Origin of the sequence: Inquilinus sp. Marseille-Q2685, assembly GCF_916619195.1 — a bacterium.
Classification (GTDB): domain Bacteria; phylum Pseudomonadota; class Alphaproteobacteria; order DSM-16000; family Inquilinaceae; genus Inquilinus.
On the sequence record NZ_CAKAKL010000001.1, the window covers coordinates 689,671 to 710,814 of the forward strand.

The 21,144-nt window shown below is 70.2% G+C and carries 14 protein-coding genes and 1 pseudogene; 7 read left to right on the forward strand and 8 right to left on the reverse strand.

Features of this window, described 5'->3' with window-relative positions; genetic code table 11:
- Nucleotides 1-128: 128 nt before the first annotated feature.
- Both LG391_RS03325 and LG391_RS03330 read left to right on the forward strand, forming a co-directional pair.
- Nucleotides 129-1,355 (forward strand): SGNH/GDSL hydrolase family protein, encoded by a 1,227-nt coding sequence (locus LG391_RS03325; RefSeq protein ID WP_225766365.1) that lies wholly within the window; start codon nucleotides 129-131, stop codon nucleotides 1,353-1,355.
- A gap of 189 nt (nucleotides 1,356-1,544) precedes the next feature.
- The gene (locus LG391_RS03330) at nucleotides 1,545-1,886 is read left to right on the forward strand and encodes a DUF1491 family protein (protein WP_225766366.1); all 342 of its coding nucleotides are present in this window, start codon (nucleotides 1,545-1,547) and stop codon (nucleotides 1,884-1,886) included.
- Nucleotides 1,887-1,899: 13 nt separating this feature from the next.
- On the opposite strand, the gene LG391_RS03335 is transcribed toward LG391_RS03330, so the two are convergent.
- Nucleotides 1,900-3,597, reverse strand: coding sequence for a Na/Pi cotransporter family protein (locus LG391_RS03335; protein WP_225766369.1), 1,698 nt, complete (start codon nucleotides 3,595-3,597; stop codon nucleotides 1,900-1,902).
- 89 nt (nucleotides 3,598-3,686) lie between these two features.
- Nucleotides 3,687-4,781: a phosphate ABC transporter substrate-binding protein PstS gene (pstS, locus tag LG391_RS03340; RefSeq protein WP_225766370.1), complete on the reverse strand. Its 1,095-nt coding sequence runs from the start codon at nucleotides 4,779-4,781 to the stop codon at nucleotides 3,687-3,689.
- 178 nt (nucleotides 4,782-4,959) lie between these two features.
- Here pstS and LG391_RS03345 point away from each other — a divergent pair, with 178 nt between their 5' ends.
- The 3 genes from LG391_RS03345 to LG391_RS03355 all read left to right on the forward strand — a co-directional run bounded on the left by LG391_RS03345 (nucleotide 4,960) and on the right by LG391_RS03355 (nucleotide 10,012).
- Nucleotides 4,960-7,026: a M3 family metallopeptidase gene (locus LG391_RS03345; RefSeq protein ID WP_225766372.1), complete on the forward strand. Its 2,067-nt coding sequence runs from the start codon at nucleotides 4,960-4,962 to the stop codon at nucleotides 7,024-7,026.
- A 139-nt stretch (nucleotides 7,027-7,165) separates the two neighbouring features.
- Nucleotides 7,166-8,758, forward strand: a complete 1,593-nt coding sequence (locus LG391_RS03350; protein ID WP_225766374.1) for a peptide chain release factor 3 — start codon at nucleotides 7,166-7,168, stop codon at nucleotides 8,756-8,758.
- A gap of 168 nt (nucleotides 8,759-8,926) precedes the next feature.
- Entirely contained in the window at nucleotides 8,927-10,012 is a 1,086-nt protein-coding gene (locus LG391_RS03355; protein WP_225766376.1) for a YeiH family protein, read from the forward strand.
- 170 nt (nucleotides 10,013-10,182) lie between these two features.
- On the opposite strand, the gene edd is transcribed toward LG391_RS03355, so the two are convergent.
- From edd to LG391_RS03385, 6 genes and pseudogenes are all read right to left on the reverse strand, one after another.
- Complete coding sequence (gene edd, locus LG391_RS03360; protein WP_374200732.1) at nucleotides 10,183-11,991, reverse strand: phosphogluconate dehydratase; 1,809 nt, start codon at nucleotides 11,989-11,991, stop codon at nucleotides 10,183-10,185.
- A 132-nt stretch (nucleotides 11,992-12,123) separates the two neighbouring features.
- Complete coding sequence (gene pgl, locus LG391_RS03365) at nucleotides 12,124-12,822, reverse strand: 6-phosphogluconolactonase (protein WP_225766397.1); 699 nt, start codon at nucleotides 12,820-12,822, stop codon at nucleotides 12,124-12,126.
- Nucleotides 12,822-14,300, reverse strand: coding sequence for a glucose-6-phosphate dehydrogenase (zwf, locus tag LG391_RS03370; RefSeq protein ID WP_225766399.1), 1,479 nt, complete (start codon nucleotides 14,298-14,300; stop codon nucleotides 12,822-12,824). The genes pgl and zwf overlap by 1 nt, the downstream gene beginning before the upstream one ends.
- Before the next feature lie 269 nt (nucleotides 14,301-14,569).
- A pseudogene (locus LG391_RS03375) lies at nucleotides 14,570-17,335 on the reverse strand (AAA family ATPase); the annotation flags it as partial.
- Nucleotides 17,336-17,584: 249 nt separating this feature from the next.
- Nucleotides 17,585-18,220, reverse strand: coding sequence for a chloramphenicol phosphotransferase CPT family protein (locus LG391_RS03380; protein ID WP_225766401.1), 636 nt, complete (start codon nucleotides 18,218-18,220; stop codon nucleotides 17,585-17,587).
- Nucleotides 18,221-18,242: 22 nt separating this feature from the next.
- The gene (locus LG391_RS03385) at nucleotides 18,243-18,938 is read right to left on the reverse strand and encodes a phytanoyl-CoA dioxygenase family protein (RefSeq protein WP_225766403.1); all 696 of its coding nucleotides are present in this window, start codon (nucleotides 18,936-18,938) and stop codon (nucleotides 18,243-18,245) included.
- Between the two features lie 151 nt (nucleotides 18,939-19,089).
- Here LG391_RS03385 and LG391_RS03390 point away from each other — a divergent pair, with 151 nt between their 5' ends.
- Both LG391_RS03390 and LG391_RS03395 read left to right on the forward strand, forming a co-directional pair.
- Entirely contained in the window at nucleotides 19,090-19,743 is a 654-nt protein-coding gene (locus LG391_RS03390) for a MarC family protein (RefSeq protein WP_225766405.1), read from the forward strand.
- Nucleotides 19,744-19,833: 90 nt separating this feature from the next.
- Nucleotides 19,834-20,778 (forward strand): threonine/serine dehydratase, encoded by a 945-nt coding sequence (locus tag LG391_RS03395; protein ID WP_225766408.1) that lies wholly within the window; start codon nucleotides 19,834-19,836, stop codon nucleotides 20,776-20,778.
- The last annotated feature ends 366 nt before the right edge of the window (nucleotides 20,779-21,144 follow it).

Sequence of the window (21,144 nt, forward strand, 5' to 3'; positions counted from 1 at the left end):
TCTCCACGCCCGCGCTCATGTCCGTCCGGCGTTGCCCCGGCAGGCTTTCCTTCCTCATACTTCCATCGCCGGCGCAGGTCCGGCGGGCCGCCGAATCCGTCGGCGGCCGCAGCGGGAGGAAAAGCCGAATGATCCGACGCAACGCCATCGGCCGGTCCTGGCTGGCCGCCGCCATCCTGTCGGCCGCCCTGGCCGGGCCCGGCGCCGCCTGGGCGCAGGACAGCTGGATCGGCAGCTGGGGCGCCAGCCCGGCCTTTCCGGTGGGGCCGGAGCTGAACAACGCCACCATCCGCCAGCTGGTGCGGATCAGCGCCGGCGGCAGCAAGGTCCGGGTGCGCTTCACCAACGAGACCGGCACCCAGCCACTGGTGATCGGCGCCGCCGCCATCGCCCGGCCCGGCAACACCCCCGGGTCGATCGACCCGGCCAGCAGCAAAGCCCTGACCTTCGGCGGCGCCGCCTCGATCACCATACCGCCCGGCGCGCCCGCGCTCTCCGACCCGATCGACCTCGCCGTCTCGCCGCTCGACAGCCTGTCGATCAGCCTGTTCGTGTCGCGCTGGACCGGCCCGTCGGTGGTGCATCCGCTGGGGGTGCAGACCGCCTGGATCTCGCTCGCCGGTGACAGCACCACGGCGCCGACTCTGCCGGACCCGACCGAATCGACCATGCGCTACCTGCTGTCCCGGGTCGAGGTGGCGGCCGAGGGCGGCACCGTGGTGACCCTCGGCGATTCGATCACCGACGGCTACGGCTCGGGCGTCGACGGCAACCGGCGCTGGCCCGACATCCTGGCGGAGCGGCTGGCGAAGGCCGGCGGGCCTGCGGTCGGGGTGGTCAATTCCGGCATCAGCGGCAACCGCATCCTGCACGACCTGCCGGAGCAGATGTTCGGCCCCGGCGCCCTGTCGCGCTTCGACCGCGACGTGCTGTCGGTGCCCGGCGTGCGCTGGGTGGTGATCATGGAAGGCATCAACGACATCGGCCATTCCGGCTCCGCCGGGCTGCCCGAGCAGGCGGTGTCGGCCGAGGAGATCATCGGCGGGCTGCGCCAGCTGGTGGCGCGCGCCCGTGGCGCCGGGCTGAAGGCCTATTGCGCCACGCTGACGCCCTATGAAGGCACGGTCTTCGCCAACTACTACAGCGCCGAGGGCGAGACCAAGCGCCAGGCGGTGAACCAGTGGATCCGCACCGGAAAGGGCTGCGACGCGGTGATCGACTTCGACGCCGCGGTGCGCGACCCGGCCAAGCCGTCGACGCTGAAGGCGGAGTTCGACGAGGGCGACCACCTGCACCCGAACGCCGCCGGCTACGAGGCGATGGCGAACGCGGTGGATCTGGGGCTGTTCAAGTAGGGCTTGGCGTCGCCGGCCTTCACCATCCCCTCTCACTGTCATGCCCGGGCTTGACCCGGGCATCCAGGAATGTCGATGCCGCTCTGCGTGGCCCCTGGATTGCCGGGTCAAGCCCGGCAATGATAGTTGAGAGGTATCAGGGGCCGGTCCTACACCCCATGTCCGCCCATCTCTGCTATACCCAGCCCCATGTCGACCGACCGTCTTCCGACCGAGCTGTGGGTCCAGGCCCATCTGCGGCAGCTGGGGCAACAGGCCATCCCCGCCTACGTCGTCCGCAAGGGCGACCCGCGGGCCGGCCTCTTGATCCTGAAGCTCAACCTGGGCCTGCCGGGCTGCCGGGTGCTGAGCCAGTCGCGCGACCTGGACGGCGCGCTCGCCTGGCTGCCCGCCAAGGGCGGGGAGCTGCTGCCGGAAGCCGATGCCGACGCCTATATCGCCCGCGCGGTCCAGCGCGATCCCGACCTGTGGGTGGTCGAGATCGAGGACCGCGAGGGCCGGCATCCCTTCGAGGGACGCGTCCTGACTTAGGCGGCGGGCCTCCCTACTGCGCCGGAACCAGCCCCGGCTCCCCGGCGGCGGGCCGGCTGCCGGCCGCGGACAGCTTCTGCACCCGCTCCAGGACGGCGGCCCGGTCCACCGACCGGCGCTCCGCATCGATGCGCGCGATCAGCAGCTCCGCCCGCTCGACGCTGCCGAGGATCGCGAGGATCGCGCCGCGCTCGTCCGGGGTGATGCCGCCGGCCTTCAGGGTCCGCAGGCGCAGCTCCTCCACCGGCAGGCTCTGGACATGGCCGGCCGGCAGCGTGGGCTCGAGCGGGCCGGTCGGCAGGATCGGGCGCAGCGCCAGATCGAGCTTGTCGAGCGCGGCGGAGACGATGGCCTGGGCCTCGGCCCCGAATTTCTGCCGCTTCGTCCGGCGCGCGACCTGATGCAGCGCCTCCGCCAGGCTCGCGGTGAAGTCCGCCTCCTCGATCAGGCTCGCCACCAGGTCGAGCTGGTCATAGGACATATCCGGCCGGAACAGCGACGCGGAATAGGACCGGATGTCCCGGTTCAGGATGTCGACCGCGGCGTAGTGCTCGCCGGGATCCTCGGGCACGCCCTTCTTGCCGCGGGCGATGTCGAGGAAGACCGCCCCGGCCTGCAGGTCGCGCAGCGTCTCCTTCTGCACGGCCGGCACGGCACGGATCAGGTCGCCCGCGATCGACCGGTCGAGATATTTCGGGGTCGAATAATCCTCGATCTCCTCGGCCTCGGTGCGGCCGATGCGGGACAGGAACCGCTCGAACACGCCGACGAAGGGGAACAGCAGCAGGGTGTTGAAGATGTTGAAGGCGGTCGAATAGAGACCGATCGCCACCGGCACCAGGGGGTAGGTCTCCTTGCCGTCGATCATCACCGGCTTTCCCGGGTCGCCGCCGAACCAGCCCATCACATATCCCAGCACCGGCATCGACAGGAAGAACAGCGGCAGCACCACCGCCACGCCGATGAAGTTGAAGGAGATGTGCGCGTAGGCCGCGCGCTTGGCGTTCTTCGACAGGTTGAGCGAGGCCATCCAGGAGGTGATGGTGGTGCCGAGATCGGCGCCGAGCGAGAAGGCGACCGCGGTCTGCCAGTCGAGGATGCCGGAGGCCCCCAGCCCCATGACGATGCCGATCGTCGCGGAGGAGGAATGGATCAGGGCGGTGATGGCGGCCGCGATCAGCACGCAGGCGATCAGGCCGCCGAAGCTGTCGGCCCGCAGGCTCGAGATCACCTCCATGATCTCCGGCATGTTGCGCAGGGGCTTGAGGCCGCCGGTCATCAGGTTGAGGCCGTAGAAGATCAGGGCGAAGCCCATGCAGGCCAGCGCGATGTTGCGCGTCTTCTCGCTCTTCCCGAACACGTAGAACAGGGCGGCGATGCCCGCGCCGAGCAGGCCGAGCGGGCCGAGCGGCAGCGCGATCAGGCCGTTGCCCAGGGTGGTGCCGATATTGGCCCCCATGATCACGCTGATCGCGGGCCGCAGCGCCACCACCCCGGCATTCACCAGGCCGACGACCATCACCGTCATGGCGGTGGAGGATTGCAGGATGCCGGTGATGACCGTTCCCGCCACGACGCCCTTGGACGGCGTGCCCGCGAACTTCGCCAGAAGGTCGCGCATGCGGTTCACCGCCAGCGCCTGGATCCCGTTCGACATGAATTCGAGGCCGAGCAGGAAGACGCCCAGCCCCCCGATGATGGGGACGATCATGTCCCGGAAATAATCCACCTGCACGGTATCCCCCTCAGGATGTCGAAATCGGACGGGCCGCGCCTGTCGCCGGCGCTTCGCCCGGTTTGCTAGAGGCCTGCGCCGCCGGGAAGCGAGGCGCGCCAGTAGTCCTTGATCATCCCGACCAGCTCTTCGGGCAGCGGCACGTAGCCGAGCGCCGCCGCCTCCTCCGATCCCTTGTCGAGCGCGTAGGTCAGGAAATAGAGCGTCCGCAGCGTGCGCCCTTCGGACCGGTCGCGCTTGTGCATCAGGATGAAGGTCGCGGCCGTGAGCGGATAGGCGCCGGCCGCGTCGACCTCGCCTGGATCGGCATGGAAGTCCCGGCCGGGATCCCAGCGGACGGCCCGGGCGGTGGCCGCGAAGGCCTCCGGCCCCGGCGTCACGAAGGCGCCGGCGTGGTTCTGGACCTGGGCGAAGGCGAGCCCGCTGCGCTGGACCTGCCCGAATTCGGCATAGCCGATCGCCCCCTTGGTCCGCTGCACGGCCTCGATCATGCCGGAGCTGCCCTTGGCGCCGGCGCCGCGGGGCCAGGCGACCAGGGTGTCGGCGCCGACCTGCTGCCGCCATTCAGGGCTCGTGCGCGACAGGAACCGGGTCCAGGTCAGGGTCGATCCCGATCCGTCCGACCGGTGGACCACCGCGATCGGCAGGTCGGGCAGCGCCAGGTCCGGGTTGAGCGCGCCGATGGCCGGATGGTTCCAGCGCTCGACCCGGCCGAGATAGATGTCGGCGAGGACGCCGCCCGTCAGCTTCAGCCGTCCCGGCGCGATGCCGTCGAGATTGACCACCGGCGCGATGCCGCCGAGGACGATCGGGAACTGGGCCAGGCCGCGCTTGTTCGTCTCCGCGGGCGGCAGGGGCGCGTCCGAGGCGGCGAAGTCGATCTCGGGCTGGCCGAGCCGCATGATCCCGCCGAGGGATCCGACCGGCTCGTAATCCACCCCGGCGTCGTTGTTCACGAAGTCGCCGTCGCCGGCGCGATCGCGCAGGAACCCGTCCGACCAGGCGGCGATGATGGGAAAGGCGAAGGTCGATCCCGAACCGCGGATCGGCTCCGCCCGGGCCGGCGCCATCAACGCCGCCGCGACCAGCGCGAAGACTGCGGCCGCCGCGAGCCGGCGGGGCGCCGCGCCAGGCCGGAGACGAAGGAATGTCGAGACCAAAATCGCCTCGTCGGTTGCATATATTTTTACTAGAAACCCAGTCTAAACGACGGAGATGACCGTTCCGTTAAGACGCCGCCCGCCGCGGCGGCGTTCCGCTGGCAGAGGGGAGTGCCCATCCCTATATTGCCTCTGCACCGTCCGATCTTCCTCCCGACATCTGGACACACCCGGCCGCATGGACTCGCACGCGAACGACACCCTCGACACCGGCGCCAACCCGCTGATCGCGCCCTCGCCGCTGCAGGACCAGGCGGTGCCGTTCGACCGCATCGAGGTCGCGCATTACCTGCCGGCGCTGGACCATGCGATCGCCGAGGCGAAGGCCCGGATCGAGGAGATCCTGGCCAATCCGGCGGCGCCGGACTTCGAGAACACCATCGTGGCGCTGGAGCAGGCGGGCCAGGAGGTCGACCGCGTCTCCTCGGTCTTCTACAACCAGCTCTCGGCCAAGACCTCGGACGAGTTGCAGGCGCTGGCCGCCGATTTCGGCGGCAAGAGCGCCAACTTCTCCTCCGACGTCTCGCTCAACCCCCGCGTCTTTGCCCGGGTCAAGGCGGTGTGGGACAGGCGGGAGGCCCTGGGCCTGTCCGGCGAGAAGGCGCGCCTCCTGGACGACACCTACACCGGCTTCGTCCGCAACGGCGCCCTGCTTTCCGACAACGAGAAGGGCGAGCTGCGGTCGATCGACGAGCGGCTGGCCAAGCTGACCCCCGACTTCCAGCACAACGTGCTGAAGGCGACCAACGCCTTCGCCCTGTGGATCGAGGACGAGGCCGATCTGGCCGGCCTGCCGGAAGGCGCGGTCAAGGCGGCGAAGCTGGCGGCGGAGGAGCGCGGCCGGCCGGAGGCCTGGCTGATCACGCTCGACGCGCCGAACTACGTCCCGTTCATGACCTATGCCGACCGCCGCGAGCTGCGCGAGCAGCTGTGGCGCGCCTTCAACTCGCGCGCCTTCGGCGGCGAGTTCGACAACCAGCCGCTGATCAAAGAGATCGCGGCGCTGCGCTTCCAGCGGGCGAAGCTGCTGGGCTATCCGACCCACGCCGCCTTCGTGCTGGAGAAGCGGATGGCGGAGACGCCGGCCGCGGTGCATGCCTTCCTCGACCGGCTGCTGACCGCCTCCAAGCCGGCGGCGGAGCGCGACCTGGCCGACATCCAGGCCCACGCCAGGAGCCTCGGCGGCCCCGAGCCGCTGCAGCCCTGGGATGTCGGCTACTATTCCGAGAAGCTGAAGCAGCACCGCTTCACCTTCGACGAGGAAGCGCTGCGTCCCTACTTCCCGCTGCAGCAGGTGATCGACGGCGTGTTCGAGCACTGCCGGCGCCTCTACGGCCTGGTGTTCCGACCGTCCGACGCCTATCCGGTCTGGCACCCGGACGTGAAGGTCTATGAGGTCTATGACGAGGCCGAGGACCGCTATGTCGGCCTGTTCTACGCCGATTTCTTCCCGCGCGCGTCCAAGCGCAACGGCGCCTGGATGACGACCTACCGCGACCAGGGCCTGTACCGCGACGGCATCAAGCGGCCGCATGTCGCCATCGTCTGCAACTTCACGAAGCCGACGGCGGACCGGCCCTCGCTTCTGTCCTATGACGAGGTGCGGACCTTCTTCCATGAGATGGGCCACGCCCTGCACGGCCTGCTGTCGCGCTGCACCTACCGCTCGCTCGGCGGCACCAACGTGTACTGGGACTTCGTCGAGCTGCCGTCGCAGATCTTCGAGAACTGGGTGCAGGAGAAGGACGGGCTGGACCTGTTCGCCCGGCACTACCGCACCGGCGAGAAGATGCCGGCCGAGCTGGTGCAGAAGATCCGCGACAGCGCCCGCTTCATGGCCGGCTGGCAGTCGCTGCGCCAGACCGCCTTCGGCCTGCTCGACATGGCATGGCACGACGGCGACCCGACCGCGATCGAGTCGGTGCCGGAGTTCGAGCGCAGCGCCGTCGCCCGCGCCCAGGTGCTGCCGCCGATCCCGGAGGCCAACACCTCCTCCGGCTTCAGCCACATCTTCGGCGGCGGCTATTCCGCCGGCTACTACAGCTACAAATGGGCCGAGGTGCTGGACGCGGACGCCTTCGAGCTGTTCCGCGAGAAGGGCCTGTTCGACCCGGAGACCGCGCGCAGCTTCAAGGAGAACGTCCTGGAACGCGGCGGTACCGAGCATCCGATGGAGCTGTACAAGCGCTTCCGCGGCCGCGAACCGGACCCGGACGCGCTGCTGCGGCGGGACGGGCTGATGTAGCGGTTCGCCGACAGAGCGGTTCGCCCTTCTCCCTCCCTGTCATGCCCGGGCTTGACCCGGGCATCCAGAAGCTGTCGACATCCTCTGGATTGCCGGGTCAAGCCCGGCAATGACAATAAAGAATGTCATTGTCACGACCATGCCTTCGAACATCGACCCGATCGACCGCCGCCGCACCTTCGCGATCATCGCCCACCCGGACGCCGGCAAGACCACGCTGACCGAGAAGCTGCTGCTGTTCGGCGGCGCCATCCAGATGGCCGGCGCGGTCAAGGCCCGCGGCGAGCAGCGCCGTGCCCGCTCCGACTGGATGAAGGTGGAGCGCGAGCGCGGCATCTCGGTCACCGCCTCGGTGATGACCTACGACTATGCCGGCCGCACCTTCAACCTCCTGGACACGCCGGGCCACGAGGACTTCTCGGAGGACACCTACCGCACGCTCACGGCCGTCGACAGCGCGGTGATGGTGATCGACGCCGCCAAGGGCATCGAGGACCAGACCCGGAAGCTGTTCGAGGTCTGCCGCATGCGCGACGTGCCGATCACCACCTTCATCAACAAGATGGACCGGGAGAGCCGCGACCCGTTCGAGCTGCTGGACCAGATCGAGCAGGAGCTGCAGTTGCACGTGACGCCGGCGACCTGGCCGATCGGCAGCGGCCGCGGCTTCCTGGGCTGCTACGACCTGTTCCACGACCGGCTGGTGCTGATGGAGAAGGGCGCCAAGGGCGCCCTGCCGGCAGAGGGCGAGACCTGCACCGGCCTGGACGACCCGAAGCTGGACCGCCTGCTGCCGGCCGACGCCGTGGCCACGCTGCGCGAGCAGGTGGAGATGGCGCGCGGCCTGTGCCCGGACTTCGACCTGCAGATGTTCCGCGAGGGCCATCTGACGCCGGTGTTCTTCGGCTCCGCGGTCAACAATTTCGGCGTGCGCGAGCTCTTGGACGGGCTGGGCGCCCTCGCCCCCTCGCCCCGGCCGCAGCCGACGGCGGACCGGCTGGTGGAGCCGACCGAGGACAACGTCTCGGCCTTCGTGTTCAAGATCCAGGCCAACATGGATCCGAAGCACCGCGACCGCATCGCCTTCGTCCGCCTCGCCTCGGGCCATTTCAAGCGCGGCATGAAGCTGAAGCATGTCCGCTCCGGCAAGGTCATGAACATGCACAACCCGGTGCTGTTCCTGGCCCAGGACCGCGAGCTGGCGGAGGAGGCCTGGGCCGGCGACATCGTCGGCATCCCCAACCACGGCAACCTGCGCATCGGCGACGCGCTGACCGAGGGCGAGGACCTGCGCTTCACCGGCATCCCCAGCTTCGCGCCGGAGCTCTTGCAGCGGGTGCGGCCGGACGACCCGATGAAGGCCAAGCATCTCGGCCGGGCGCTGGAGCAGCTGGCCGAGGAAGGCGCCGCCCGGGTGTTCAAGCCGCTGCTGGACGCCAACTGGATCGTCGGCGTGGTCGGCGCGCTGCAGTTCGAGGTGCTGGCCGACCGGATCCGCACGGAATACGGCATCCCGGTGCATTTCGAGCCGGCACCCTACTACACCGCCCGCTGGGTCGAGTCGGACGACGCCGCGGCGCTGAAGTCGTTCCAGGACGGCGTGCGCAGCGCCATGGCCGAGGACCATGACGGCGCCCCGGTGTTCCTGGCCCGCAACGCCTGGCACCTGGACACGGTGACCAAGGAGAACCCGGCGCTGCGCTTCCTGAAGACCAAGGAGCAGACAGCCTGAGGTTGCCAGGACGGCCGGGTTCATGCGCCCGGCCATCCTCTCGAGCGGTATCTTGGTACGCAGAAAGTACAGATCGATCGACAAAATCGATCAGTTTCAAAAGATGAATGCGTTGGATCGGTTGAACGCCGAAGGTCATCTTCGTGACAGTTCTGCAACGAGACTGTCATGGCGATCGTCGATCCGGCCCGGTCCTCCCTTCCTGCCACGAACCGCCCGACGGCCGTCCTCGGGTCGATCCCGGGCGCCCGGCTGGTGCCCGGCCTGCTCCTCTGCGGCGCGGTGACCCTGGCCGCGCTGGGGCTGGAGCGGGTCGAGGCCGGGCTGTTCGGCCATGCCTGGCTGGAGGCGCTGGTGCTGGCGATCCTGGTCGGCGCCCTGGTGCGCACGCTGTGGAGCCCGAGCCAGCGCTGGACGCCCGGCATCGCCTTCGGCGCCAAGACGCTGCTGGAGATCGCCGTCGTCCTGCTCGGCGCCTCGGTCAGCGTCGGTGCGATCGTGTCCGCGGGTCCGCTGCTGCTGGTCGGCATCGCCGCCGTGGTGGTGATCGCCATTGCCGCCAGCTACGGGTTGGGGCGGCTGCTCGGCCTGCCGCACCGCATGGCCGTGCTGGTCGCCTGCGGCAACTCGATCTGCGGCAACTCCGCCATCGCCGCCGTGGCCCCGGTGATCGGCGCCGACGGCAAGGAGGTGGCGGCGTCGATCGCCTTCACCGCCGTGCTCGGCGTGCTGGTGGTGCTGGGCCTGCCCTTCCTGCCGGCGCTGATGCAGATCAGCGAGGTGCAGTACGGCGTCCTGGCCGGGCTGACCGTCTATGCCGTGCCGCAGGTGCTGGCCGCCACGGCGCCGATCGGGGCGATCGCGCTGCAGCTCGGCACCCTGGTCAAGCTGGTGCGCGTGCTGATGCTGGGGCCGATGATCCTGGTCCTGACGCTGGTGACGCGGCATCGGAACGAGGGCAGCGCCTCCACCTCCGGCCGCATGCCCTGGCACAAGCTGGTGCCCTGGTTCATCGACGGCTTCCTTCTGCTGGCCGTGCTGCGCTCCTTCGGGCTGCTGCCCGAGGCGGTGCTGGCCCCGGCCGCCACGGCGGCGACCTGGCTGACGGTGCTGTCGATGGCCGCGCTCGGCCTCAGCACCGACCTCGGCAGCGTCGCCAGGGCCGGCGGCCGGGTCACCGCGGCCGTGACCCTGTCGCTGCTGGTGCTGGGCGCCATCAGCTTCGGGCTGATCCGACTGCTCGGGATCGTGTGAGGCCGACAGCGGGATCGAGCCGTCAGCGGATCAATCCTAAACTGTCATGCCCGGGCTTGACCCGGGCATCCAGGAATGTCGATGCCGCTCTGGGTGGCCCCTGGATCGCCGGGTCAAGCCCGGCGATGACAGGAAAGGACAGTCCGCGACCAACCTGCGCGCGCGGAGTCTCAGAAGATCGACGCCCCCGCATCCGCCCGCCCGGCGGCGTGGCGGAAGGCGGCGAAGAGCTCGCGGCCGACGCCGACATGCGACGGAGCCAGGTCGGCCGTGGCGTCTTCCCGCGCGGCCCATTCCTCGGCGTCGATGTCGCGGATCTCGAGCCGGCCGGTCACCGCGTCGAGGCGCAGGATGTCGCCGTCGCGCAGCTTGGCGATCGGGCCGCCGACCGCCGCCTCAGGCGTCACATGGATCGCCGCCGGCACCTTGCCCGAGGCGCCGGACAGGCGGCCGTCGGTGACCAGCGCGACCTTGCGGCCGCGGTCCTGCAGCGCGCCGAGCGGCGGCATCAGCTTGTGCAACTCGGGCATGCCGTTCGCCTTCGGGCCCTGGAACCGGACCACGGCGATGAAGTCCTGGTCCAGTGCCCCGGCGCGGAACGCGGCCTGCAGCTCCTCCTGCGAATGGAAGATCTTCGCCGGCGCCTCGATCACATGCCGCTCCGGCGCCACCGCCGAGGTCTTGATCACCGCCCGGCCGAGATCGCCGTCCAGCACGCGCAGGCCGCCGGTGGCCTGGAACGGCTCGGCCGCGCCGCGCAGCACCGCCGTGTCGCCGCTGGTCACCGCCGCGTCGCGCCACACCACCTCGCCGTTGCCGTCGAGGCCGGGCTCGACCGTGTAGCGGTCCAGCCCGCCGCCCCAGATGGTGGCGACGTCGTCGTGCAGCAGGCCGGCGCCGAGCAGCTCGCGGATCAGGAAGCCGGTGCCGCCAGCCGCATGGAAGTGGTTCACGTCGGCCTTGCCGTTCGGATAGACGCGGCACAGCAGCGGCGTGACCTCGGCGAGGTCGGAGAAATCGTCCCAGGTCAGGGTGATGCCAGCCGCATGGGCCATGGCGATCAGGTGGATGGTGTGGTTGGTCGACCCGCCGGTGGCGTGCAGCCCGATCACGCCGTTGACGAAGGCGCGCTCGTCGAGCAGCCGGCCGACCGGCAGGAACTCGTTGCCCAGCGCCGTGATCGCCAGCGCCCGCTTCGCCGCTTCCAGCGTCAGCGCGTCGCGCAGCGGCGTGTTCGGGTTGACGAAGGAGGAGCCCGGCAGGTGCAGGCCCATGATCTCCATCAGCATCTGGTTGGTGTTGGCGGTGCCGTAGAAGGTGCAGGTGCCCGGCCCGTGATAGGACCTGGCCTCGGCCTCCAGGAGAGCGTCGCGCCCGACCTTGCCCTCGGCGTAGAGCTGGCGGGCCTTGGCCTTCTCATCGTTCGGCAGGCCGGAGGTCATCGGCCCGGCCGGGATGAACACCGCCGGCAGATGGCCGAAGGACAGCGCGCCGATCACCAGCCCCGGCACGATCTTGTCGCAGACCCCGAGGAACACGGCGGCGTCGAACATCTGGTGCGACAGGGCGACCGCGGTCGAGAGGGCGATGACGTCGCGCGAGAACAGCGACAGTTCCATCCCCGCCTCGCCCTGGGTGACGCCGTCGCACATCGCCGGCACGCCGCCCGCGACCTGCGCCGTGCCGCCGACGGAGCGCGCGGCCTGCCGGATCAGGTCCGGGAAGCGCTCGAAGGGCTGATGCGCCGACAGCATGTCGTTGTAGGAGGTGACGATGGCGAGGTTCGGCCCCTCGCCCTCGCGCAGCGCCCCCTTGTCGATGCCGCAGGCGGCGAAGCCATGCGCGAAGTTGGCGCAGCCCAGGCGCCGGCGGGCCGGGCCCTGCTCCGCCGCCGCGGCGATACGGTCGAGATAGGCGGACCGGGCGTCGTGACTGCGCCGCGCGATCCGCTCGGTCACCTCGGCAATGCGGGCTTGCACCATCGGGCTGGCTCCTTGGTCACTGTCTCGCCGCCGACCGGGCCAGACAGCATCCTCCGACCCGATCATGCACCATGATCAATACGTTAGCACACTATATTGAAGTTTTTTCTTAGCCTTCCGGCGGTGCCTCTACGGGCACCAGAAGATCTCGACCGGGCGCTCGGACCGGGTCAGCACGGCGCGGATCGGCATCGCCTCGGCCGGGCCGCAGACCAGGGCCGCCTCCAGCACGCGCTGCTTCCCCGCCCCTTCGATATGAAGACACAGAGTCTCCGCCGCCAGCAAGACCGGCAGCGTCAGGGTGATGCGCGGCTCGCCTGCCGCCGGCGCCCGCATGGTCTCCAGCAGCTGGCCGGGGGCCGGGTCCATCGCCCGGGCCAGCCGGTCGCCGCCGGGGAAGAAGGAGGCGGTGTGGCCGTCGTCGCCCATGCCCAGCACCGCCGCGGCGAAGGGCAGCGGCAGGGCGGCGATCCGCGCCGTCACCTGCGCCAGCCCGTCCTCGGGCGTCGGCACGTCGACATGCAGCGGCACGAAGCCGGCCGCCGCGGCCGGGCCCTGCAGCAGATGCGCCCGGACCAGGGCGGCGTTGGAGCGGTCGGAATCCTCCCCCACCCAGCGCTCGTCGACCAGGGTGACGTCGATCCGCGTCCATTCGACGGGCTTCTTCGACAGCGCCTCGAAGAACCGGGTCGGGGTGCGCCCGCCGGAGACGGCGAGCGCGGCCCGACCGGATCGGGACAGCCGCGCCGTCAGCGCGTCGGCGACATGCCCGGCGAGGGCGTCGGCCAGCGCCTCCTTGGTCGGGAAGTCGTGACGCGCGATGGACATCAGTCCTCGTCCTCATGCCAGGTGCGGCCGTCGCGCTCGATCAGGGCGATCGCGGCGGACGGCCCCCAGGTGCCGGCGGTGTAGGGCTTCGGCGGCTCCTTCGACGCCCTCCAGGCCTCGATGATCGGGTCGACCCAGGTCCAGGCCTGCTCGACCTCGTCGCGGCGCATGAACAGGCTCTGGTTGCCGCGCACCACGTCCATCACCAGCCGCTCATAGGCGTCCGGGTTCCGCACGTTGAAGGCCTCGGCGAAGCTCATGTCCAGCGGCACGTGCTGCAGGCGCATGCCGCCCGGGCCCGGATCCTTGATCATCAGCCACAGCTTCACGCCCTCGTCGGGCTGCAGCCGGATGACGAGGTGGTTCTGCGAGATGGTGCCGGCCGAGCTGTCGAACACCGAATGCGGGATGGCGCGGAAGGTGACGACGATCTCCGACATCCGCGCCGCCAGGCGCTTGCCGGTGCGCAGGTAGAACGGGACGTTGGCCCAGCGCCAGTTCTCGATCTCCGCCTTCAGCGCGACGAAGGTCTCGGTGTGGCTGGAGGGGTTGCCGAGCTCGTCGAGATAGCCGGGCACGGCGCCCCCGGCCGAGGCGCCGGCGCGGTACTGGCCTCGGACGGTGATGGTGTTCACCGTGGCGTCGGAGATCGGCTTCAGCGCCTTCAGCACCTTCAGCTTCTCGTCGCGCAGCGAATCCGCGTCCATCGAGGTCGGCGGCTCCATGGCGACGAGGCAGAGCAGCTGCAGCATGTGGTTCTGCACCATGTCGCGCAGCGCGCCGGCGCCGTCATAGTAGCCGGCGCGGCCCTCGACCCCGAGGCTCTCGGCCACGGTGATCTGGACATGGTCGATGTGCGAGGCGTTCCACAGCGGCTCGAACAGGGCGTTGGCGAAGCGCAGCGCCATCAGGTTCTGCACCGTCTCCTTCCCGAGGTAGTGATCGATCCGGTAGATCGACTCCTCGGGGAAGACGCGGCCGATGGCGTCGTTCAGCGCCCGGGCCGACTCCAGGTCCTTGCCGATCGGCTTCTCGACCACGACGCGGGCCCGCTCGGTCACGAGGCCGTGCTGGCCAAGCTGGCTGCAGATCTCCTCGAACAGGTCGGGCGAGGTGGCGAGATAGAAGATGCGGATGCGGTCGGCGTTGCCCTGTAGCGCCTCGGCCAGGTCCGGCCAGCCCGTCTGGGCCGTCGCATCGACCGCGACATAGGACAGCCGCGCCAGGAACTCGTCCAGCACCGTGCCGGCCCGCTCCGCCGACGGCACATGCTCCAGGATCGCCTTGCGGGCGAAGTCGCGGAACTCCGTATCCGACATCGGCCGCCGCGACGTGCCGATGATCCTCGCCCCCGGCGGCACCTGCCCGGCCTTGTCGCGCTCATAGAGCGCCGGCAGCAGCTTGCGCTGGGACAGGTCTCCCGTCGCGCCGAACACGACGATGTCGAACGGCTCCACGGCGATGACGCGCGCGATCATGTATCCAACCCTCGATCACATCGAGCCGCTGTTATCGACGGGTCGGCGGCCGAGTGCCAGCGGGAAATGCGGGCCGAGGGCCGGCCCGGCGCATGCGTCGGTTGAGTCAGGCGCGGGTGCGGCCCGTCGCCGCCCCGCGCTTGCCCAAACGCTGGGCAGATGCCCAGAAATCAGTTCCGGGCGCGCGGCGACAGCCCGTTTCTGGCCGCCCCCCTGCCCTTGGCGGTTCTCGCTCTGCCCTTGGCCGGAGCGGTGCGCTTCGCCGCGGCCGCCTTGCCGTTCCCGCTCTTGGCGGCAGGCTTCGCAGCCTTGGCGGACTTCGCCTTCGTCGCCTTCGCGCCGGCCGGTTTCGCGGGTTTGGCCGGCTTCGGGGCCCCGACCGTGTAGGCGACCTCGCCCTTGTCGAAGCGGAAGACGACGCGGTCGCCTTCCTTCACCTCGCCCTTCAGCATCGCCTTGGCCAGGCGGGTCTCGACCAGCTGCCGGATCTGGCGCCGCAGCTCGCGGGCGCCGTATTCCGGCTGGTAGCCCTCGGCGGCGAGGTGGTCGACCAGCGTGTCGTCGATCACCAGCTCGATGTCCTGCCCCCGCGCCGTGCCGATGACGGCATCCAGCTGCAGCCGGACGATCTGCTTGATCTGGTCGGTGGTCAGGCCGTGGAAGATGATGATCTCGTCGATGCGGTTCAGGAACTCCGGCCGGAAGTGCTGGCGCAGCACGCCCATGACGTCGTCCCGGACCCCGCCGGCGCCGGCGTTGAAGCCGATCCGGCTCTGCCGCCCCATGATGATCTCGGAGGCGAGGTTCGAGGTGGCGATGATCAGCGTGTTGCTGAAATCGACCACCCGCCCCTTGCCGTCGGTCAGGCGGCCGTCGTCGAAGACCTGCAGCAGCACGTTATAGACGTCCGGGTGGGCCTTCTCGATCTCGTCCAGCAGGATCACGCTGTAGGGCCGGCGGCGCACCCGCTCGGTCAGCTGGCCGCCCTCGTCGTAGCCGACATATCCCGGCGGGGCGCCGATCAGCCGGGACACGGCGTGCCGCTCCATGTACTCGCTCATGTCGACGCGGATGATGGCGTCCTCGTCGCCGAACACCACCTCGGCCAGGGCCTTGGCCAGCTCGGTCTTGCCGACGCCGGTCGGGCCCAGGAACAGGAAGTTGGCGATCGGCCGGTGGCCGCGCTGCAGCCCGGCGCGGGACAGGCGGACGGCGTCGCTGACCGCCTGGATCGCCTCCTCCTGCCCGATCACGCGGCGGTGCAGCCGCTCCTCCATCTGCAGCAGCTTGGCCTTCTCCTCGGCCGTCAGCTCCGTGACCGGGATGCCGGTCAGCTTCGACACGATCTCGGCAATGTGCTCGACCGTGACCTCGGCGGTGCTAGACCCGATGCGGTGCTTCCACGCGTCGGTCAGCTCGGCCAGCGTCTTCTCCTTCTCCGCGACCTGCTCCTCGAACGCCTTGGCACGGTCGAAGCGCTTGCGTGAATTGGCGTAGGCCTGCTCCCGCTTCAGCTGCGCGATCTCCGATTCCAGCTCCTGGATCTCGGCCGGGCGCGAGGTGATCGACAGATGCACCCGGGCCGCCGCCTGGTCGATCAGGTCGATCGCCTTGTCCGGCAGGAAGCGGCCGGAGATGTAGCGGTCCGACAGCTCGGCGGCGGCGGCGAAGGCCTGGTCCTGGATCGTCACCTTGTGGTGGCCTTCGAGGCGGTCGCGCAGGCCGCGCAGGATGTTGACCGTCTGCTCCACCGTCGGCTCGGCGACGAAGACCGGCTGGAAGCGCCGCTCCAGCGCCGCGTCCTTCTCGATGTGCTTCTGGTACTCGTTCAGCGTGGTGGCGCCGATCAGGTTCAGCTCGCCGCGCGCCATCGCCGGCTTGAACACGTTGGCGACGTCCAGCCCGCCCTCGCCGCCCCCCTGGCCGGCGCCGACGATGGTGTGGACCTCGTCGATGAACAGCAGCAGCTCGTCGCGGTGCTCGGCGATCTCGTCCATCACCTGCTTGACCCGTTCCTCGAACTCGCCGCGGAACTTGGAGCCGGCGACCAGGCTGTTGACGCTGAGCTCGACCAGCCGCTTGTCGCGCAGCGTGTCCGGCACCTCGTTGTTGACGATGCGCTGCGCCAGCCCCTCGACGATCGCGGTCTTGCCGACGCCGGGCTCGCCGATCAGCACCGGGTTGTTCTTCTTGCGCCGGGCCAGGATCTCAATCGTCGTCTCGACCTCCTTCGACCGGCCGATCACGGGGTCGAGCTTGCCCTCGCGCGCCAGCGCGGTCAGGTCGCGGCTGTACTTGTCGAGCTGCGGGGTGTTGGACGGGCCTTCGACCCGCCCCTCCTCCGCCCCGGTGCCGACGGTGCGCACCGTCTGCTGCCGCAGCGCCTGCGGGGTCAGCCCGTATTTGCGCAGCAGGTTGCCGGCGAAGCTCTCCGGCACCTGGGCGAGGCCCAGCAGCATGTGCTCCGGCCCGACATAGGAGTGGCCGAGCTGGCGCGAGATCAGGAAGGCCTGGTCCAGCGCCGCCTTCATCCGCGGCGAGACGCCGATCTCGGTGCGCGGCCCGGCCTCCTCGGTGCCGCGCAGGGCGTTCTGGTCGATGTAGCCGCGCAGATCCTCCGGCGAGATCTTGAAGCGCCGCAGGATCGCCTGGACCACGTCGCTCTCCGGCAGCTCGTAGAGCAGGTGCTCGGTATCGACCTCGCGCTTGCCGAACTTGACCGCCCGCTCCGCGGCGCGCTGCAGCAGCTCCTTCGCCTGCTCGCTGAAATGGCTCTGCAGGTTCAGGGCCGCGCGCTCGGGCCCCGGCGGGCCGCGCCGCGGCACGCCGCCGGCGGGCACGGTCTGGCCGAAGAAATCCTCCAGCCCGGAGCCGCGGACCAGCGCCTCCAGCGGCGAGACGTAGCGCTGGTGGCGGGCAAGCTGCTGGTAGTGATAGTCGCAGACATCGAGCTGCCGGCGCTGGCCGTTCTGCAGCACCGTGACGCGCACGGTGGCGGGCCGCTCCTGGCAGATGTCGCAGAGCTTCTGGGGCATGGTGACGTCTCCACTCCGGGTCCGGATCGGCCTTCGGCCTGTTGCGGGACGGCCCGGGCACGCGTCCGGGTCGGAAGATGGGCTGCTCCCCCTGTCCCCGCCAACGTCTGGCGTCGGCGGCGGTTCCGGCATGAGGCCCGATGTCCCCGCCGAAACGCGAATTTAAGCATCGCCCCGGCAGCATCCCTTCGGTCAAGTCGGAACGAACGCTGCAGGTGGGCTGAACATCGCCGCGGCAGGCCACAGCCCTCAGCCCCGGCAAGCCAGCCGGCGGAAGGCCGAAGGCCGCGTCGGGTCGTCGAGGCGCCGGCGGATCGCCGCGGCGCAATCCAGAGGGCTGAGCACGGAAGTGTCGACCTCGAGATCGTAGATCCCGGGGCGATGCACCTCGCGCTGCCAGCGCAGCACCGCCTCCGGCACCGGGTCCTCCGCGGGGCCGGCCACGTACTCGCCCTCACGCCCCGGCTGCCCCGCCCGGTGCCGGCGCATGATCTCCTCGACCGGGCAACGGATCCCGACCAGGAGCGCCGGCAGGCCGAGCAGACGCCGGGCACAGTCGCGGAGGACGCCGCGGGGCACGGCATAGGCGTCGTGGAAGCCGACATCGACCACCACGTTCAGCCCGAGCCGGCTGTGCGCCGCGACCGATTCGACGAGTGCGGCATAGAATACCTGCACCCACGCCTCGATCTCCGGCCGCTCGCCTCCGGGCCGCAGCCCGATCCCGGGCCGGCAGCGCGGCGGCGTCATGTGCCGGGCATGAACATCGACGCCCAGATTCATCCAGGGGCCGTCGTCCCACTCCTGCATCGCCGCGACGATGCTCGACTTGCCCGAGCGAGGCGCGCCGTTGAGGACGACGATCCATCCAGGCTCCTGGGCCATTCGCCTGCTCCCGCTTCCCGGCCTAAAGGCCCGCCCACTCCAGGCCGCCGGGCAGCGCCCCTGCGGCGAAATCCACCTGCAGCACCCGGCGGCGGGCCGGCTGCCGGGCCGCCTCCGATGCGTGCAGGATCGGCGTCGCGTAGATCCAGATGTCGCCGGCCTCGGCGACGCATGCCGCGATGCCGCAGCGGCGGACGGCGCCTGCGATCTCCGTTTCCGGGACTCGGCCAAGGTGGTGCGACCCGGGCGCCACCAGCAGCGGTGCGTTGGTGACCGGCACCGGATCGAGATGGACGCGCAGCGTCACCATGCCTGCCAGCACCGCGAAAGGCGGGGCGACATGGAGCTGGCCGTCCTTGACCGTCCAGGGGCCGAAGCCGTCGACCTCGACGCGCCGCATCACCGAGACGGTTCGATCCTGATGCCAGGCGAGCGCCCAGTTGGCGGCCGGAGTCTTGTCGAACAGGATCGCGCGGACCGGGCGCGCCGCGCTGCCCAGGACCGCGGCGGCCGCCGCCCCAACCGGCCCATCCGCCGCCAGAAGGGGCCGCAGGGCGGGGAGTCCCCGCAGCCGGATGCCCGCGCGGTTCGTCGGCAGGCCGGCGAACGTGGCCTCGAGACCGTCCAGATCGGCCTTCGTCAGCGCCGATGCGCGGCGCTGTGCGCCGTGCGGCGAGAAGCGCAGCGCATTCGGGTCGGGCCAGTCGGACGAAGCCATGTCCTCACCTAAGGCGAGGCGGCGGCGCAGTGCAAGCCCGCCGTCCGGGACGGGCCGCGTCGCTCCAAGGTCGGGTGGGCCGCGACCGATCCGACAGTTGCGGCCCGCCCGGCAGATCGGTCAGGCTGTCGCCAACAGCCGGGAGTCGCGGATGAGCGGTTCGATCCAGACCTTTCTGCTCACCCTCTCCGCCCTGTTCTCGATCGTGAACCCGATCGGGGCCGCCCTGATCTTCAGCCAGATCACCGCCGACCGGTCGCATGGCGAGCGCCTGCGGCTGGCGCGCAAGATCGGCGTCTACTCCGCCCTGGTGATGCTGGGGGCGCTGTGGGGCGGCGCCTACGTCCTCAGCTTCTTCGGCATCAGCCTGTCGGCGCTGCGCATCGCCGGCGGGCTGATCGTCGCCGCCAGCGCCTGGCGGCTGCTGCAGTCGCCCGAGCAGCAGGAGGAGCGCAAGCAGGAGCAGGCATCCGAGGCCGAGGGCATCGACGCGGTCGCCTTCTACCCGCTGACCATGCCCTTCACCACCGGCCCCGGCACCATCTCCGTCGCGATCGCCATCGGCTCGAACCTGCCGGTCGGTGAGCCGAATTTCCTGCCCTTCGTGCTCGGCGCCTCGGCCGCGGCCCTGGTGATCGCCATCGGCGTCTGGATCGCCTACGCCTCGGCCGACCGGCTGGTCGCGTTGCTCGGGCAGTCCCAGGTCCGGGTGCTGTCCCGGCTGATGGCCTTCCTGCTGCTGTGCGTCGGCACCCAGATCACGCTGGGCGGCATCAGCGACTTCGTCCATTCGCTGGCCCCCTGACGCCGCGATCCGGCCGCCCGGCTCCGCCCTTGCTTTCGCCGGTTCGGATAATTAGCAATATGGCTAAGTTCCGAAACCAGGAGAGACGAGATGGCCGAGCTGCGGGTGGACCGGGACGGCATCGCTCGGATCGAGCCGCTGATCCGGCCGCATATCCGTCGGACGCCGGCGGTCGAGACGGCGGGACGCGATTTCGGCATCGACGCCGGCCCGATCACGCTGAAGCTAGAGCTGCTGCAGCATGCCGGGTCGTTCAAGACCCGCGGCGCCTTCGCCAACCTGCTGACCCGCGACGTGCCTGCGGCCGGTGTCGCCGCGGCGTCGGGCGGCAATCACGGCGCGGCGGTGGCCCATGCCGCGGCGTCGCTGGGCCTGCCGGCGCGGATCTTCGTGCCCAGCATCTCCTCCCCCGCCAAGATCGAGCGGATCCGCCGCACCGGCGCCGAGCTGGTGGTCGGCGGCGACCGCTATGCCGATGCGCTGGCCGCCTGCGACGCCTGGGTCGCCGCCACCGGCGCGCTGTCGGTCCACGCCTTCGACCAGGCGGAGACCATGCTGGGCCAGGGCACGCTGGCGCTGGAGCTGGAGAGCCAGGCGCCGGATCTCGACACGGTCCTGGTCGGGGTCGGTGGCGGCGGGCTGATCGGCGGCATCGCCGCCTGGTATGCCGGGCGGGTCAAGGTGGTCGGGGTCGAGCCGGAGGCCTCGCCCACCCTGCACCGCGCCTTCGCGGCCGGCCGGCCGGTCGATGCCGAGACCGGCGGCATCGCCGCCGACAGCCTTGCGCCGAAGCGGATCGGCGAGCGGATCTTCCCGGTGCTGCGGCAGCATGGGACGGCCGCGGTGCTGGTCACGGACGAGGCGATCCGGGAGGCGCAGCGGGCCCTGTGGCAGGGTCTGCGAATCGTCGCCGAGCCGGGCGGGGCCGCCGCCTTCGCGGCGCTGCTGTCCGGCCGCTACCGTCCGGCCCCGGGCGAGCGGGTCGGCGTCGTGGTCAGCGGCGGCAACACCACCGCGGTGGATTTCGATCGCTGAAGGCCTGCCCGGTCGGGCCTGGGAACGGTCACGCCGGGCCGGGATCGGATTCGCACCGCCGCCTCCGCCGACTCCTCTCCGCCGTCGGGGACTTCCCGCATCGACCGGCCGCATGGATGGAGGACTGGCGGCCCCCCGACAAGGACTCCGTCCCGCACGGACGGAGTCTCCCGAACCGATTCAGTCGCCGCGAGCGGCGGAACCGGGTTGAATGAGCAGAAGTCAAGCAACAATCATGCTGCGAGTCGATTACAATTCGATCCCGATCGGATTTTGAAGGAAACAGGGACAGGACCGAAAACTTTTTTCTGAATCCCATGGAACCTTATGGCTGTTCTCGGCTTGTGGCATTGATCGCAAGCAGAG